The following is a 15,161-nucleotide window of genomic DNA, read 5'->3' as shown; positions in this document are numbered from 1 at the left end:
CGGCTGTCCTCCGGCGGTGCTGCGCGCGGTCCGGCTCATCCGGTGCGGGCGAGGACAAAGTCACACAATCGCTGCAGCGCCTGCGTCGCGGGCTGGTCAGGTAACGGCTCCAGCGCGGCCCGCGCCTCGCTGACCCAGCGCCGAAGGTCAGCCCGGGCCCGTTCCATCGCCGGATGGGCGCGGAGCAATGCGAGGGTCTCCCGATGCCGCTCGTCGTCGGTCAGATCCCCGTTCAGCAGCTCGCGGAGCCGGCCGTCGGACGGTCCCATCGACCGCAGAACGTGCAGCACGGGCAGGGTCCGCACGCCCTCCCGCAAATCGGTGCCCGGAGCCTTTCCGGATTCCGTCGAATCACTCATGACGTCAAGCAGGTCGTCGGAGAGCTGAAACGCCGTGCCGATCCGTTCCCCGTAGGTGACCATCACGTCGACGATCCAGGCGGGCGCCCCGGAGAACATCGCCCCGAACCTCGCCGCGGTCGCGATGAGCGAGCCGGTCTTGTCCGCGACAACCCGCAGGTAATGCTCGACCGGATCAACCCCCTCCTCCGGCCCGAGCGTCTCCCGGATCTGGCCCTGCACGAGACGTTCGAACGTGCGAGCCTGGATGCGCACCGCCTCCGGACCAAGATCGGCTAACAGATCAGAGGCGCGGGAGAAGAGAAAATCGCCGGTGAGGATCGCGATCGTGTTGGACCAGCGGGCATTGGCGCTGGCCGTGCCGCGCCGTACCACCGCCTCGTCCATCACGTCGTCGTGGTACAGCGTGGCCAGGTGGGTGAGCTCGACGACCGCGGCAGCCGGAACGACGCCGGGTGCGGTCGGGTCGCCGTACTCAGCGGCAAGCAGCACCAGCAGCGGCCGGAACCGCTTACCGCCGGCCTCGACCAGGTGCCGGGACGTTTCGGTCAAGAACGGATAGCCGCTGGACCGTACCGCCTGACGCAGCAGGGTCTCGACCGCCTCCAACCCGTCGCGCACCCGGGTACGGAGGCCGGCGTCCGGGATCACCATACTGAGGCCGGCCTCCGCCGGCCCGGTGCTTGCGCCGATGTCCAAACCGGTCATACCGGTGCTCTGCGTCATGCGGATCGGCGTCTCCCAGGCGTCATCGGCACGGATCAGCGCAGGAACGGCACCGCCTTGTCCGCGAGATCCAGTACCGGCTGCGGCACGATTCCCAGCACCACGGTAACGATGACGCCGAGAGCGATCGCCGCCGAGGCCAACGCGCCGGGCACCGCGACGGTCGGCCCCTCGACCGCAGGCTCCTGCGCGAACATCAAGACGATGATTCGCAGGTAGTAGTAGGCGGTGACGGCGCTGGCGAGCACACCAACGATCACCAGCGGTCCGGCGCCTCCCTGGTAGGCAGCCGTGAAGACCGCCACCTTCGCCCACAGACCGCTGGTCGGGGGCAGCCCGGCCATGGCGAGGAGGAACAGGGCGAAAATGCCGGCCACCAGCGGGGAACGCCGGCCGAGGCCGACCCAACGGGAGAGGTGATTCGCCTCACCATCACCATCTCGCACCAAGATCACAATGGCAAAGGCGCCGATCGTCATGAAGCCGTACGCCACCAGGTAGAAGAGGACGCTCGATTCGCTGGCCCGGGTCGTGGCGGCGAACGCCGTGAGCACGAATCCCGCGTGCGCGATGGAGGAGTACGCGAGCAGCCGCTTGACGTCGGTCTGGGTGATACCGAGGATCGCGCCGACCACCATCGTCGCGATCGCCACGCCCCAGATCACCGGGCGCCAGTCCCATGCCAGGCCGCCGAACGCGACAAAGAACACCCGGAGCAACGCGCCGAACGCCGCGACCTTCGTCCCGGCGGCCATGAACGCAGTGATCGGTGTGGGAGCGCCTTGGTAGACGTCCGGCGTCCACCAATGGAACGGAACCCCGGAAAGCTTGAAGAGCAGCGAAATGCCGATGAGCGCAAGCCCGACGATGATGAGGGAATCGCCGCGGTCCGACGCCGTCAGCGCCGTGGCGATGTCGCCGTATTCAACGGATTTCGCGTACCCGTAGACCAAAGCTAATCCGTATACGAAGAACGCGGAGGAGAACGCGCCCAGCAGGAAGTATTTGACCGCCGCTTCCTGCGAGAGCAGGCGGCGTCGGCGGGCCATGCCGGCGAGAAGATACAGCGGCAGCGAGAGGACTTCCAGGGCGACGAATGCGGTGATGAGGTCGTTGGCGGCGGGGAAGAGCATCATCCCGCCGACCGCGAACATGGCCAGCGGAAAGACTTCGGTCTGTCGAAGCCCGGCCTGCACGCTCGCCCGCTCCTGCTCGGAGCCGGGCAAATCGGCGGCCTGCGCGACGAAATCGCTGTCCGCCCCGATGCTGCGATCGGCGATGAGCAGGAGCGCGCCGATCGAGAGCGCCAGAATCGTGCCCTGAATGAAAAGCGTCGGACCATCGGCGGCGATCGCACTCTGCGCGACGAGCTTGCGCGGCAGCCCGGTGTTCGACACCACTGCAATCAGTGCGGCCACGAGCCCACCGAGGGCAAGCACCGTCTGGGTGAGAGCGCGCTGCGCCCGAGGCACGAACGCCTCGACGAGCACGCCGGCGCACGCCACGCCGAACACGATGAGCATCGGCAGCAACGCCCGGTACTCGATGTGCGGCGCCGGGATGGCGTTCGGATTCGCCGCAGCGTAAAAGCTCATCACGAGGACCCTCCGCGAATGGCAATCGCCGCCGGCTGTACCACCGGCTGTGGATCGGTGTCATGGGTCTGCTGCAAGGTAGCGGCCACCGCCGGCTTGATGATGTCCAGAATCGGACCGGGGTAGAAACCCAACGCGACGATCACTGCGACCAGCGGCGCGATGACGAACCGCTCACGCAGCGACAAATCCCGGGATTCCCGTGCCCGCGGGGAGACCGGCCCGGTCATCGTCCGCTGGTACATCACCAGCATGTAAATCGAGGCGAGGATGATGCCGACCGTCGCCAGGCCGCCCGCCACCTTGTACCGCGTGAACGTGCCGACCAGCACCAGGAATTCGCTCACGAAGGTATTGAGCCCCGGCAACGCGAGTCCGGAGAGGCAAGCGAGGAGGAAGGTGCCGGCGAGAATCGGCGCCACCTGCTGGATACCGCCGAAATCGTGAATACCCCGCGTGCGGTGCCGGGCGATGAGGAATCCGACGATGAGCAGCAGCGCGCCGGTGGAGAAGCCGTGGTTCACCATGTACAGCGTCGCGCCACTCTGGCCCTGGCTGGTGAAGGCGAAAATGCCGAGGCTGATGAGGCCGAAGTGTGAGACCGAGACGTAGGCCATCAACCGGAGCAGGTCACGCTGGCCGATCGCCTGCAGGGCGCCGTACAGCACGGCGATCACGGCGAGAACGATGACGACCGGCGCGAACCAGTGTGAGGCCTGCGGGAAGAGACCCAAGCAGTAGCGGAGAAAACCGAACGTGCCGACCTTGTCGAGGACGCCGACCAGGAGGACACTGCCGCCCACCGGCCCCTCGGTTACCGCGTCCGGCAGCCAGGTGTGCAGCGGCCAGAGCGGCGCCTTCACCGCGAAGGCCGCAAAGAAGCCGAGGAAAAGCCAGCGCTCGTCGGTTGTCGGCAGGTGGAGTCCGGTCAGGTCGGCGTACCGGAAACTGTGCGGACCCAGCACGTACAGCGCAATCACCGCGGCGAGCATGAGCAGACCGCCGGCCAGGCTGTACAGCAGGAATTTCATCGCGGCGTACGACGAACGCGCGGTCCCGCGGCTGCTGATGATGAAGTACATCGGGATCAGCATGACTTCGAAGAGCGCGTAGAAGAGGAAAAGGTCCGTCGCCGCGAAAACGCCGATCAGGACGGTCTCCATGGACACGAAGAGACCGAGATACGTCTTGACGCTCCGCCGGCTCTCCTCGCATTCCTGCCAAGACGCGAGAATCACAATCGGCCACAGGACGGCGGTGAGGAGGAGGAGCACGACGGCGATCCCGTCAACACCCAGGGCGTAATGAATGCCGAACGCCGGAATCCACTTGACATCCTCGGTGAACTGGAACCGCGGACCGTTCACGTTGAAGCGCGCCGCGACCACGCAGGTCAGCGCGAGGACGACGAGCGTGGTGGCGAGCGCCGTCCGCTTGGCAAGCTCCGGCCGTTCCTTCGGCAGCGCGGCGATGACCGCCGTCCCGACGAGCGGAACAGCGCCGATGACCGTCAACCAGGGCATCGCGATCAGCCTCTCACCATCAGCAAGGCGGCGACGAGAATCGCGGCACCGCCCAGCATCGACAAGGCATACGAGCGGACGAACCCGGTCTGGATGTACCGGAGACGTCCAGAAGTTCCGCCGAGAAAGGCGGCGAGTCCGTTGACGAAACCGTCGATTCCCTTGTTGTCGAAGAAGACGAGCAGCCGCGTCAGGTACTGCCCCGGCCGCATGAAGACCGATTCGTTGAACGCATCGCCGTACAGGTCGCGGCGGGCGGCGACCGTCACCGGCGAACCGGCCGGCGCAACCGCCGGCACCGGCCGGCGCAGGTACAGCAGGGCGGCGATCGCCACACCGACCACCATCGCGGCAAGGGTCACCAGCCCCGGCGTGCTGCCCGGATTCACCGACGATTCCTCGGGCCTGCCGACGACTGGTGCGAGAAAGTCCGCGAACCGGTTGCCGAGCATGAGCACGTAGCCGGCCCCGACAGAGCCGAGGGCGAGCACAATCATCGGCCAGGTCATGACTTTCGGCGCCTCATGCGGGTGGACGTCGTCGCTCCACCGGGGACGCCCGGTAAAGGTCATGAAAACCACCCGGCTCATGTAAAAGGCGGTGATCCCCGCCCCGACGAGCGCAGCGCTGCCAAGCAGGAACCCGGACGTGCCGCCCTTGTGATACGCGGCGTCAATGATGGCGTCCTTGGTGAACCAGCCGGAGAACCCGGGGAATCCGATGATGGCCAGATACGCCAGCCCGAAGGTGGCGAACGTCACCGGCATGGGCCGGGCCAGCCCGCCGAACCGGCGCATGTCCACTTCGTCGTTGGTGGCGTGCATCACCGAACCGGCGCCGAGGAAGAGCCCCGCCTTGAAGAAACCGTGCGTCAACAGGTGGGCGATGCCGAAGACATATCCGGCCGGTCCGAGCCCGACGGCAAGGGTCATGTACCCGATCTGACTCATCGTGGAGGCCGCCAGCGCCTTCTTGATGTCGTCCTTGGCGCACCCGATGATGGCGCCGAAGAGCAGGGTGACGGCACCGACAACGGCGACGGCGAGTTGTGCGCTCGGTGCGGCGTTGAAAATCGGATTCGAGCGGGCGACGAGGTACACCCCGGCGGTGACCATCGTCGCGGCGTGGATGAGCGCCGACACCGGAGTCGGGCCCTCCATCGCGTCGAGCAACCACGCCTGCAACGGCACCTGCGCGGATTTTCCGCACGCACCCAGCAGGAGGAGGAGTCCAATGGCGTTCAGCGTCGCGCTGTCCGCGCCGTGCACCGCGCCAAAGACCCCGGAGAAGGTGAACGTTCCGAAGGTGGCGAACATCAGCATGATGGCGACGGATAGACCGAAGTCACCGACCCGGTTGACGATGAACGCCTTCTTCGCCGCGGTCGCTGCCGACGGCTTGTAGGACCAGAAGCCGATGAGCAGGTAGGAGGCGAGACCGACACCCTCCCAGCCGATGTACAGCGCGAGGTAATTGTCGCCCAAGACCAAGAGCAGCATGGCGGCGACGAAAAGATTGAGATAGCCGAAGAACAACCGGCGCTTGGGGTCGTGCGCCATGTATCCGATCGAATAAATGTGAATGAGTGACCCGACGCCGGTGATGAGCAGAACGAAGGAGATGGAGAGCGCATCGACCTGCAGGCCGATGTCGGCGTGGAACCCGTTGACGATGGTCCAGCCGAAGACGTGGTTGTCCAGACTCCGCTCGGCGGCAGACTTTCCGAGGAATGCCGCAAACTCAATGACGCCAAGGACGAACGCGGCCAGCGGGGCGGCCACGCCGAGGAGATGCCCCCAACCGTCGGTCCGGCGTCCGCCGATGATGAGCACAGCCGCGCTGACCAGCGGAATGGCGACGAGGAGCCATGTCAGGCTGAAGATGCCGCTCGCCGAATGCGGGGTGAGCACGGAACCTACCTCTCTCGGTCGCCGGAAACCTCAGTACTTCAGCAGATTCGCGTCGTCGACCGACGCGGACCGTCTCGTCCGGAAGATAGCGACGATGATGGCGAGGCCGACCACCACTTCGGCGGCGGCGACCACCATGACGAAGAAGGCCATCACCTGCCCGTCCAAATTGCCGTTGATCCGGGAGAACGTCACCAACGCGAGATTCGCCGCGTTGAGCATCAACTCCACGCACATGAACACGATGATGGCGTTGCGGCGGAGCAGCACGCCGACGGCGCCCAGGGTGAAGAGCACGGCCGACAGGTACAGGTAGTACATGGGGCTCATCGCGGTTCCTCCTCACCGGACGCCGATGCCGGACCGGCGCCAAGGGATGACGGGACCGGCCGGCGTCCCTGCTCCTCACTGATCTCACGGATCCGGCTCGGCACGCTGAGTTCGGCGAACGATCCGTCGGGGAGCAGCGCGGGCGTGTCAACGGCGTTGTGCCGGGCGTACACGCCCGGACCCGGCAGCGGAGTCGGATGCGCACCGCGCCGGAAGCGGTCCCGCATCATCTCGTACTGGGTGCGGCGCCGGCCGACCCGCTGGCGATGGGCAAGGACCATGGCCCCCAATGCCGCGGTAATCAGCAGGGCGCTGGTGACTTCGAACGCGAAGACGTACCGGGTGAACAGCAGTTTCGCCACCTGGTAGATGTTCCCTCCGGTCTGCACCTGGCCGACGGCGTTGGTCGGATAATTCGCCTGGTGCAGGCCCGCACTGGTTCCAATCGCCGCATTGCCGAGTCCGGCGAGCAGAAGCAGGAGAAAACCGATCCCGGCGAAGACGGTCGCCAGCCGCTGCCCGCGGAGTGTTTCGACGAGCCGTTCCTTGGTGTCGACGCCGATGAGCATGAGAACGAAGAGAAAGAGCATCATCACGGCGCCGGTGTACACGATGATTTGGACGAACGCGATGAGTGGGGCGTCCTGCGCGGCGTAGAAAATCGCGAAAATCAGCATGACGCCGCCGAGCAGCAGGGCGGCGTGCACCGTGTGGCGGGCGAAGACCACACCAAGGGCGGCGAGTACGGCAATCGGGCCGAGTACCCAGAAGAGCGCCGCCTCGGTGCCCGAGGTGTGCATCGCCGCGAGAGTCGTCGCGTTCATGGGCGTTCCGCTTCCTCGTACGTCGCGGAGTGGTCGTCGCTCCGGTCCAGCGTCGTCTCCGACGCAGCGTCGTCCTCACCGCTCAGCATGTGAGCCGCCGGCGTGCCCCGGTAATAGTCCTTGGTGTCCCCGAGCCGCATCGGGTGCGGTGGCGGTTCCATCCCCGGCGCCAGCGGAGCCAGCAGCTGCTCCTTCGTGTAGATGAGGTCCGCGCGGTTGTCGTCGGCGAGTTCGTACTCGTTGCTCATCGTGAGCGCCCGCGTCGGACATGCCTCGATGCAGTACCCGCAGAAAATGCACCGCAAATAGTTGATCTGATACACCCGGCCGTACCGCTCGCCCGGAGAGTAGCGCTCCTCTTCGGTGTTGTCGGCGCCCTCCACGTAAATGGCGTCCGCGGGACACGCCCAGGCGCAGAGCTCACACCCGATGCATTTCTCTAAACCGTCCGGGTGCCGGTTGAGCACGTGCCGCCCGTGGTAGCGCGGCATCGTCGGCTTCTTCTCGTCCGGATACTGCTCAGTGGTCACCCGGCGGAACATCGTGCCGAATGTGACGCCAAAGCCGCGGAGCGGCCCGGGAAGTATGTTAGGCATCGCCGTCACCTCCGTTCCGCGGTTCCGCAGCCGATCCCACAGGGAAATCGTCCGTTCGAGCCTCCAGCACTCCGACGAGTGGACGTTGACCGGGAAGCGGGGGAATCGGGTAAGGGCTGTCGGGGTTCGGCACCAGGGCCGGCCCGAGGATCGGGCCGCCGTCACCGACTTCGGAGCGTTGACGCACCAGATCGGCGACGTACGTGCCGACGGCGACGAGGGCGAGGAATATGGCGAACGGGATGACCCAGACCCGCCAATTGCTCACGTTCACCACCCGGATGGCCGCCTCGACCAGAATCCACGTCAGGTTGACGGGAATGAGCACCTTCCATCCGAACTGCATGAACTGGTCGTAACGGAACCGCGGCAGCGTGCCCCGAAGCCAGATGAAGACGAAGAGCACGATGCCCAATTTGATGAGGAACCACAGCACCGGCCACCAGCCGACGTTTGCCTGCGACCAGAGCGACAGCGGCCACGGCGCCCGCCAGCCGCCGAGGAAGAGCGTGGTCATCAACGCCGACACGGTGACCATGTTGATGTACTCGGCCAAGTAGAAGAGGGCGAATTTCAGCGACGTGTACTCGGTGTGGAAACCGCCGACAATTTCCGTCTCGCCTTCCGGCAGGTCGAACGGCGCCCGGTTCGTCTCACCGACCATGGCGATGGCGTAGACGGCGAAGGAGACCCCGGCCCAGAGAATCCCCCACCGATGGGCCTGGGCGGCGACGATGTCGGACGTCGACAGCGAACCCGAGTACAAGAAAACCCCGACGAACGACAGCCCCATCGCAATTTCATAGCTCACCACCTGAGCGGCCGACCGTACACCGCCCAGCAGCGGGTACGGTGAGCCGGACGACCAGCCGGCCAGCACAATCCCGTACACGCCAAGTGAGCTCATCGCAAGGACGAACAGGACGGCAACCGGCAGGTCGGTGAGCTGCAGATTCGTGTGATGCCCGGCGATGGAGACGGTGGGGCCGAATGGAATGACGGCAAAGGCAAGAAACGCCGGCGTCGCCGAAATAACCGGCGCAAGAATGAACACCGCCTTGTCGGCCAGCGTCGGCACGATGTCTTCTTTCAAGGCAAGCTTCAGGCCGTCGGCCAGACTCTGCAGGAGCCCGAACGGCCCAACCCGGTTCGGGCCGATGCGCTGCTGCATCCGGGCGACGACCCGCCGCTCCGCCCAGATCATGAAAAGCGTCGCCAGCACGAGAAATGCGAAGACACCGAGCGTCTTGACGATGATTAACCACCAGATGTCCCGATGCGTCGGCGGGGATAACGGGGCGGCCGCGAACACCGGGGCGAGCGGGTGTCCTAACGTCGTCACGGTCACCGGTCAGCCCCTCTCCCCCGGCTGCGCGCCCTCATCAGCCGGCCGGACGGCGACCACGGCCCCGGCGGGCACGCCAAGGGACCGGTACACCTGGTACTCGGCTGATCGAGTCGGCAGCCACACGACATCGTCGACCATCGGTGTGACGTACGCCGGCACGGTGATGGAACCACGTGCCGTGGATACCGTAATCGGGCGGCCGGATCGGACACCGAGCCGGGCCGCGGTGGCAGGCGAAAGCTGCGCGCGCACCGGTTTCGCGGTTGCGGCCAGGTACGGGTTCCCGTCCATCAGCCGGCCACGGTCCAGCAGTTCGTGCCACGTTGCGAGAATCGCCTCTCCCGGACCAGGCCGGGCCGGTTCCGCCGCGGCGTACGACGACCCGACCTGCGCACGACCCGGTGTCCGGTCGACAGCCAGTGCGGCAAGCTCCGCCCGCACGGTCGCCAGGTCCGGCAGGCCGAGGTGGACGTCCATCGCATCGGCGATGGCGTTGAGCACCTGATAGTCCGAGAGCGCCCCGACCTCCGGGAAGGACGCCTCAAACGGACGAGAACGACCCTCCCAGTTGAGGAATGTCCCTGATTTCTCCATCGCCGTGGCGACCGGGAAGACGACGTCGGCGTACTCCATCACCGCACTCCGCCGCTGTTCGAGGCTCACCACGAACGCAGCGGCCTGGAGGGCGGCATGGGCGGCCTCGGGATCCGGCAGGTCGTCGAGGTCCACGCCGCCGACGACAAAAGCGGTGAGTTCACCGTCGAGCGCCGCACGCAGCATCCCGGCGGTGTCCCGGCCTGGGCGGGTGGGCAGCGACGAGGCCCAGCGGAGCGCGACCGGAGTCGCCTCATCCGGATCGGAGAGACGCCGGCCGCTGGGCAGCAGGTTGGGCAGCGCACCCGCTTCCAGGGCGCCGCGCTCCCCGGCTCGGCGGGGAATCCACGCAATGCGTGCCCCGGTCGTGTCGGCGAGGGCGGCGGCTGCGGTGAGCGCACCGGGGACGGCGGCGAGCCGTTCCCCGACGATGACGACCGACCCGGGCTGCCGGAGCAGCTCCGCTGCGGCGGCGAAATCCGCAGCGAAGTCGGCCGGCGGGACGCCGGACGGCGGGGCCGGCGGGACGCCGTCCCGGAGAGCGGTGAGCAACCCCGTTTCGCCGCCCGGGATGCACCCGAGCAGCCGGCCGGACATCTTCACCAGCCCGTGCGTCGCCAGCGGAGCAATGGAGAAGACGCGGGTGCCCCGCTTCAGGGCGGCCTTCCGCAACCGCAGGAAGACGATGGGGGATTCCTCCTCGGCCTCAAAGCCGGCCAGGAGGACGGCCGGTGCCCTCTCCAGGTCGGCATAGGTGACGTCGAGGTACCGCCCGGCGATGACCGCCGCGAGAAACTCGGCTTCCTCGGCGGAGTGCGGCCGGGCGCGGAAGTCCACGTCGTTGGTCTCCAGCGCGACGCGAGCAAATTTCCCGTACCCGTAGGCATCTTCGGTACTGACCCGTCCGCCGACGAGGACGCCGGTCCGTCCCCGCGCCGCCGCCAAGCCTCGGGCGGCCGCCTGGAGCGCCTCCGGCCACGATGCGGGGGCTAAATTCCCGTCGCTGCCGCGCACCAAAGGCGTTTCCAACCGGTCACTCAGGAACGCGTAGGTGTATCCCCAACGTCCCTTGTCGCAGTTCCACTCTTCGTTGACGTCGGCGTCCGAGCCGGCGAGCCGGCGGAGCATCTTGCCGCGGCGGTGGTCATTGCGCTGGGCGCAGCCGGAGGCACAGTGTTCGCAGATGCTCGGGGTGGACACGAGGTCGAACGGGCGGGCGCGGAAACGGTACTGCGTCCCGGTCAGTGCACCGACCGGGCAAATCTGGATGGTGTTCCCGGAGAAGTACGACTGGAACGGTTGATCCTCGTAAACCGCCACTTGCTCGAGCGCCGACCGTTCGAACATCTCGATGAACGGATCGCCGGCGATTTGCTGCGCAAATCTGGTGCACCGCGTGCAGAGGACGCACCGCTCGCGGTCCAGCAGCACCTGCGCGGAGATGGCGATCGGTTTTGGATAGGTGCGTTTGACGTCATGGAACCGGGACTCGGCGTACCCGTTGGTCATCGCCTGGTTCTGCAACGGGCACTCGCCGCCCTTGTCGCAGACCGGGCAATCCAGCGGGTGGTTGATGAGCAGCAGCTCAATGATGCCGTTCTGGGCCTTCTCGGCGACCGGCGAAGTGTACTGGGTGCGCACCACCATGCCCTCGGTCACCGTCGTCGTGCAGGAGGCGAGCGGCTTTCGCTGTCCTTCCACCTCGACCAGACACTGCCGGCAGGCGCCGACCGGGTCAAGAAGGGGGTGCTCGCAGAACCGCGGAATCTGAATGCCGAGCATCTCCGCGGCTCGGATGACCAGGGTGCCCTTCGGCACCGAAATCTCAAAGCCGTCAATGGTGAGCGTCACCAGCTCCGGCGCCGCCGGCGTCGATGTCGTTCGTTCGTTCGTCACCGTCATCAGACACCCGCTCCCGCGAAAACTGTCGACGCCACCGGGTCAAACGGGCAGCCGCCCTGCTCGTAGTGCGCGATGTACTCATCGCGGAAATACTGAATCGACGAGGTCACCGGACTGGTTGCGCCGTCGCCGAGGGCGCAGAACGCCCGCCCAAGGATGTTGTCCGACAAATCGAGCAAGGTCTCAATGTCTTCAGCGGTGCCGAGGCCTTTCTCCAGCCGGTCGAAAATCTGCGCGTACCAGAACGTGCCTTCCCGGCACGGCGTGCATTTCCCGCAGGATTCGTGCGCGTAGAACTCGCACCACCGCTTCACGGCGCGGACCACGCAGGTCGTCTCGTCGAAAATCTGCAGGGCGGTGGTGCCGAGCATCGAGCCGTGCTGCGGCGGTCCCTCAAAATCAAGCGGGACATCGAGGTGTTCCGCGGTGAAGAGCGGGGTCGAGGAACCCCCGGGAGTCCAGAATTTCAATTCGTGACCCTCCCGCATGCCGCCGGCGGCGTCCAGCAATTCACGCAGGGTGATTCCGAGCGGCGCCTCGTACTGGCCGGGCCGGGCGACGTGACCGGAGAGCGAGAAAATCTTGAATCCGGGGGATTTTTCCGTCCCCATCGAGCGGTACCACTCGACACCGCCGCGGACGATCGCCGGGACGCTCGCGATCGTCTCGACATTGTTGATGACGGTCGGGCAGCCGTACAACCCAGCGGTGGCGGGAAACGGCGGGCGGAGCCGCGGCTGGCCGCGATACCCTTCGAGCGATTCCAGCAGAGCCGTCTCTTCCCCGCAAATGTACGCTCCGGCACCAATGTGCACCGTAATGTCGAGGTCGAAGCCGGAGCCGAGAATATCCCGTCCCAGGTAACCCGCCGCGCGAGCCTCCTCCACCGCACGCAGCAACCGGCGGATGACGTGCACGACCTCGCCGCGGATGTAGATGAAGGCCTGGTGCGCCCGGATCGCATACGAGGCGATAATCGCGCCTTCAATCAGGGTGTGCGGGGTGGCCATGAGCAGCGGAATGTCCTTGCACGTCCCCGGTTCACTTTCGTCAGCGTTCACGACGAGGTAGTGCGGCTTTCCGTCGCCCTGCGGGATGAATCCCCACTTCATTCCTGTGGGGAAACCGGCGCCGCCCCGGCCGCGCAGGCCGGAGTCCTTGACCAGTTGGAGCACGGCGTCCGGACTCATCGCGAGAGCCTTGCGCAACGCCTGATATCCGCCGGCCTGGTGGTACGCGTCGATCGTCCACGACCGATCCGTGCCCCAGGTCGCCGTCAAGACAGGGGTCAGCCGGAAACTCATGCCCCCTCCTCCCGGGGCGCATTCTCGGTGGGGAACGGCGGCGCCGCCTCACCCCGTGACCGGGCCAACTCCAAGCCGGCGAGGGATGCCGGGCCTGCGGACGGGCCGGCGTCCGCCAAATCGTCGGGAAAACCGGCGAGAAGCTGCGAAATCTCCGTGAACGTGCGCAGGGGTGCACCGCGGGTCGGCATCGGCGGGTCACCGGCCCGCAGGCGGTCGACCAATTCGCGCGCACTCGCCGGGGTTTGATTGTCGAAGAACTCCCAGTTCACCATCACGACGGGCGCGTAGTCGCACGCCGCGTTGCATTCGATGTGCTCGAGCGTCACCGCGCCGTCCGGGGTCGTCTCCCCGTTCTCGATGCCGAGATGCTCCCGGAGGGCGTCGAAAATCGCATCACCCCCGAGAATCGCGCAGAGCGTGTTCGTGCAGACCCCGACGAGATACCTTCCGCACGGCCGGCGACGGTACATGGTGTAGAACGTGGCGACCGCAGTGACTTCCGCCGTGGTGAGGCCGAGAATGTCCGCGACAAGCCGAATGCCGTCCGCGGACACGTACCCCTGCTCCGCCTGGACGAGATACAGCAACGGCATGAGGGCCGACCGCGGCCGCGGATAGCGCGCAAGGACCTGCGCCGCCCGCTCCCGAATCCGTTGCTGCGCGTCGGCCGACAGCGGATCCGCCGCGGCAGCCGCCGGTCCCAGCCGCGGATCGAAGGCAATGAGCGGCGTGCGGTGCGCCGCCGCACCCGTGCCGTCGTGCGCGGGCGGCACTCCGCCGGGCGTTGCGCCGTTCGCCGTCATCGGTCACACCCACCCATCACCGGATCAATGCTGGCCACCGCGGCAATGACGTCGGCGACCATGCCGCCTTCACAGACCGCAGCCACGGTCTGCAGGTTAACGAACGATGGTTCCCGCAGGTGCACACGGTACGGCTTGGTGCCTCCGTCGCTCACCAGATGGACGCCGAGCTCGCCGCGCGGCGATTCGACGGGCACGTACACCTGGCCGGGCGGCACGTGAAAACCCTCGGTGACCAGTTTGAAGTGGTGGATGAGCGCTTCCATCGACGTCGCCATGATGTGGCGGATGTGGTCGAGGGAATTGCCCATGCCGTCCGGGCCGAGGGCGAGTTTCGCCGGCCAGGCGATTTTCTTGTCCTCGACCATGACCGGACCGGGGCGCAGCCGGTCCAGGCACTGTTCGATAATTTTCAGCGACTCCCGCATTTCGTCCATGCGGACGAGATAACGCGCGAAGCAATCCCCGTCCGTCTGCGTCGGGACCTCAAAGTCATACGTCTCGTAACCGCAGTACGGCGCCACTTTGCGCAGATCCCACGGGTAGCCGGCCGCCCGCATGATCGGGCCTGTGGCGCCGAGTGCGACCGCTCCGGTGAGGTCGAGATATCCAACGCCCTTCAACCGCCGCACCCAGATCGGCTGGCCGGTCAGCAAATCATGGTATTCGTCGATACGGGCCGGCATGATGTCGAGAAATTCCCGGATTTTCTCCACTGCGCCGGGCGGCAGATCCTGGATGACCCCGCCGGGCCGGATGTAGGCGTGGTTCATCCGCAGACCGGTAATCATTTCGAAGATGTCGAGGATCATCTCACGCTCACGGAAACCGTAGAGCATCGCCGAGAGCGCGCCGATCTCCATCCCGCCGGTGGCGAGCCAGACCAGGTGGGAGGCGATGCGGTTGAGCTCCATCATCATGACGCGGATGACGTTCGCCCGCTCCGGAATCTGGTCGGTGATGCCGAGGAGTTTCTCGACGGCCAGGCAGTAGGCGGTCTCGGTGAACAGCGGCGAAAGGTAATCTGCCCGAGTGAGAAACGTGACCGCCTGGGTGTAGGTGCGGTACTCGCAGTTCTTCTCGATCCCGGTGTGCAGGTATCCGACGACCACCCGGGCCTGGGTGACGGTCTCTCCCTCGAGTTCGAGGACGAGACGCAGCACGCCGTGCGTCGACGGATGCTGCGGACCCATGTTGACGACGATCCGATCCGGATGCCGGTCGGCAATGTCACTGACAATGTCCTGCCAGTCGCCGCCGGTGACCGTGTACACCGGGGCGGTCGGATCGAGGACGTCGAACGGGTCGGTTGTCGTCATCGTCGCTCGTGCTCCTCGGCTCGTC

12 protein-coding genes are annotated in these 15,161 nt (G+C 66.3%); all 12 read right to left on the bottom strand.

Going from position 1 to position 15,161, the window contains the following annotated elements:
• Positions 1-35: 35 nt before the first annotated feature.
• The 12 genes from ACEL_RS01455 to ACEL_RS01400 are packed head-to-tail and all read right to left on the bottom strand — an operon-like array spanning position 36 to position 15,136.
• Positions 36-1,067, bottom strand: coding sequence for a polyprenyl synthetase family protein (locus ACEL_RS01455; protein WP_049751546.1), 1,032 nt, complete (start codon positions 1,065-1,067; stop codon positions 36-38).
• 53 nt (positions 1,068-1,120) lie between these two features.
• Complete coding sequence (gene nuoN, locus ACEL_RS01450) at positions 1,121-2,680, bottom strand: NADH-quinone oxidoreductase subunit NuoN (protein ID WP_011719117.1); 1,560 nt, start codon at positions 2,678-2,680, stop codon at positions 1,121-1,123.
• Positions 2,680-4,203, bottom strand: coding sequence for an NADH-quinone oxidoreductase subunit M (locus ACEL_RS01445; RefSeq protein WP_011719116.1), 1,524 nt, complete (start codon positions 4,201-4,203; stop codon positions 2,680-2,682). Before ACEL_RS01445 ends, nuoN begins: the two co-directional genes overlap by 1 nt.
• Positions 4,204-4,208: 5 nt before the next feature.
• Positions 4,209-6,113, bottom strand: coding sequence for an NADH-quinone oxidoreductase subunit L (nuoL, locus tag ACEL_RS01440; RefSeq protein ID WP_011719115.1), 1,905 nt, complete (start codon positions 6,111-6,113; stop codon positions 4,209-4,211).
• Positions 6,114-6,143: 30 nt separating this feature from the next.
• Positions 6,144-6,443, bottom strand: a complete 300-nt coding sequence (gene nuoK / locus ACEL_RS01435; RefSeq protein WP_011719114.1) for an NADH-quinone oxidoreductase subunit NuoK — start codon at positions 6,441-6,443, stop codon at positions 6,144-6,146.
• Entirely contained in the window at positions 6,440-7,267 is an 828-nt protein-coding gene (locus tag ACEL_RS01430) for an NADH-quinone oxidoreductase subunit J (RefSeq protein WP_011719113.1), read from the bottom strand. Before ACEL_RS01430 ends, nuoK begins: the two co-directional genes overlap by 4 nt.
• On the bottom strand, positions 7,264-7,863 hold the full coding sequence (gene nuoI / locus ACEL_RS01425; RefSeq protein WP_011719112.1) for an NADH-quinone oxidoreductase subunit NuoI: 600 nt from the start codon (positions 7,861-7,863) through the stop codon (positions 7,264-7,266). Before nuoI ends, ACEL_RS01430 begins: the two co-directional genes overlap by 4 nt.
• On the bottom strand, positions 7,856-9,211 hold the full coding sequence (gene nuoH / locus ACEL_RS01420) for an NADH-quinone oxidoreductase subunit NuoH (protein ID WP_011719111.1): 1,356 nt from the start codon (positions 9,209-9,211) through the stop codon (positions 7,856-7,858). The genes nuoI and nuoH overlap by 8 nt, the downstream gene beginning before the upstream one ends.
• A 3-nt stretch (positions 9,212-9,214) precedes the next feature.
• Positions 9,215-11,707 carry an NADH-quinone oxidoreductase subunit G gene (locus ACEL_RS01415; RefSeq protein ID WP_011719110.1) on the bottom strand — a complete coding sequence of 831 codons (2,493 nt, stop codon included), beginning with the start codon at positions 11,705-11,707 and terminating at the stop codon, positions 9,215-9,217.
• Positions 11,707-13,011 carry an NADH-quinone oxidoreductase subunit NuoF gene (nuoF, locus tag ACEL_RS01410; RefSeq protein WP_011719109.1) on the bottom strand — a complete coding sequence of 435 codons (1,305 nt, stop codon included), beginning with the start codon at positions 13,009-13,011 and terminating at the stop codon, positions 11,707-11,709. The genes ACEL_RS01415 and nuoF overlap by 1 nt, the downstream gene beginning before the upstream one ends.
• Positions 13,008-13,817, bottom strand: coding sequence for an NADH-quinone oxidoreductase subunit NuoE (gene nuoE / locus ACEL_RS01405; RefSeq protein WP_011719108.1), 810 nt, complete (start codon positions 13,815-13,817; stop codon positions 13,008-13,010). Before nuoE ends, nuoF begins: the two co-directional genes overlap by 4 nt.
• Positions 13,814-15,136, bottom strand: coding sequence for an NADH-quinone oxidoreductase subunit D (locus ACEL_RS01400; RefSeq protein WP_011719107.1), 1,323 nt, complete (start codon positions 15,134-15,136; stop codon positions 13,814-13,816). The genes nuoE and ACEL_RS01400 overlap by 4 nt, the downstream gene beginning before the upstream one ends.
• Positions 15,137-15,161 lie beyond the last annotated feature (25 nt).

Origin of the sequence: Acidothermus cellulolyticus 11B, assembly GCF_000015025.1 — a bacterium.
GTDB classification, from domain to species: domain Bacteria; phylum Actinomycetota; class Actinomycetes; order Acidothermales; family Acidothermaceae; genus Acidothermus; species Acidothermus cellulolyticus.
This window is presented reverse-complemented; position numbering and strand designations above follow the sequence as displayed.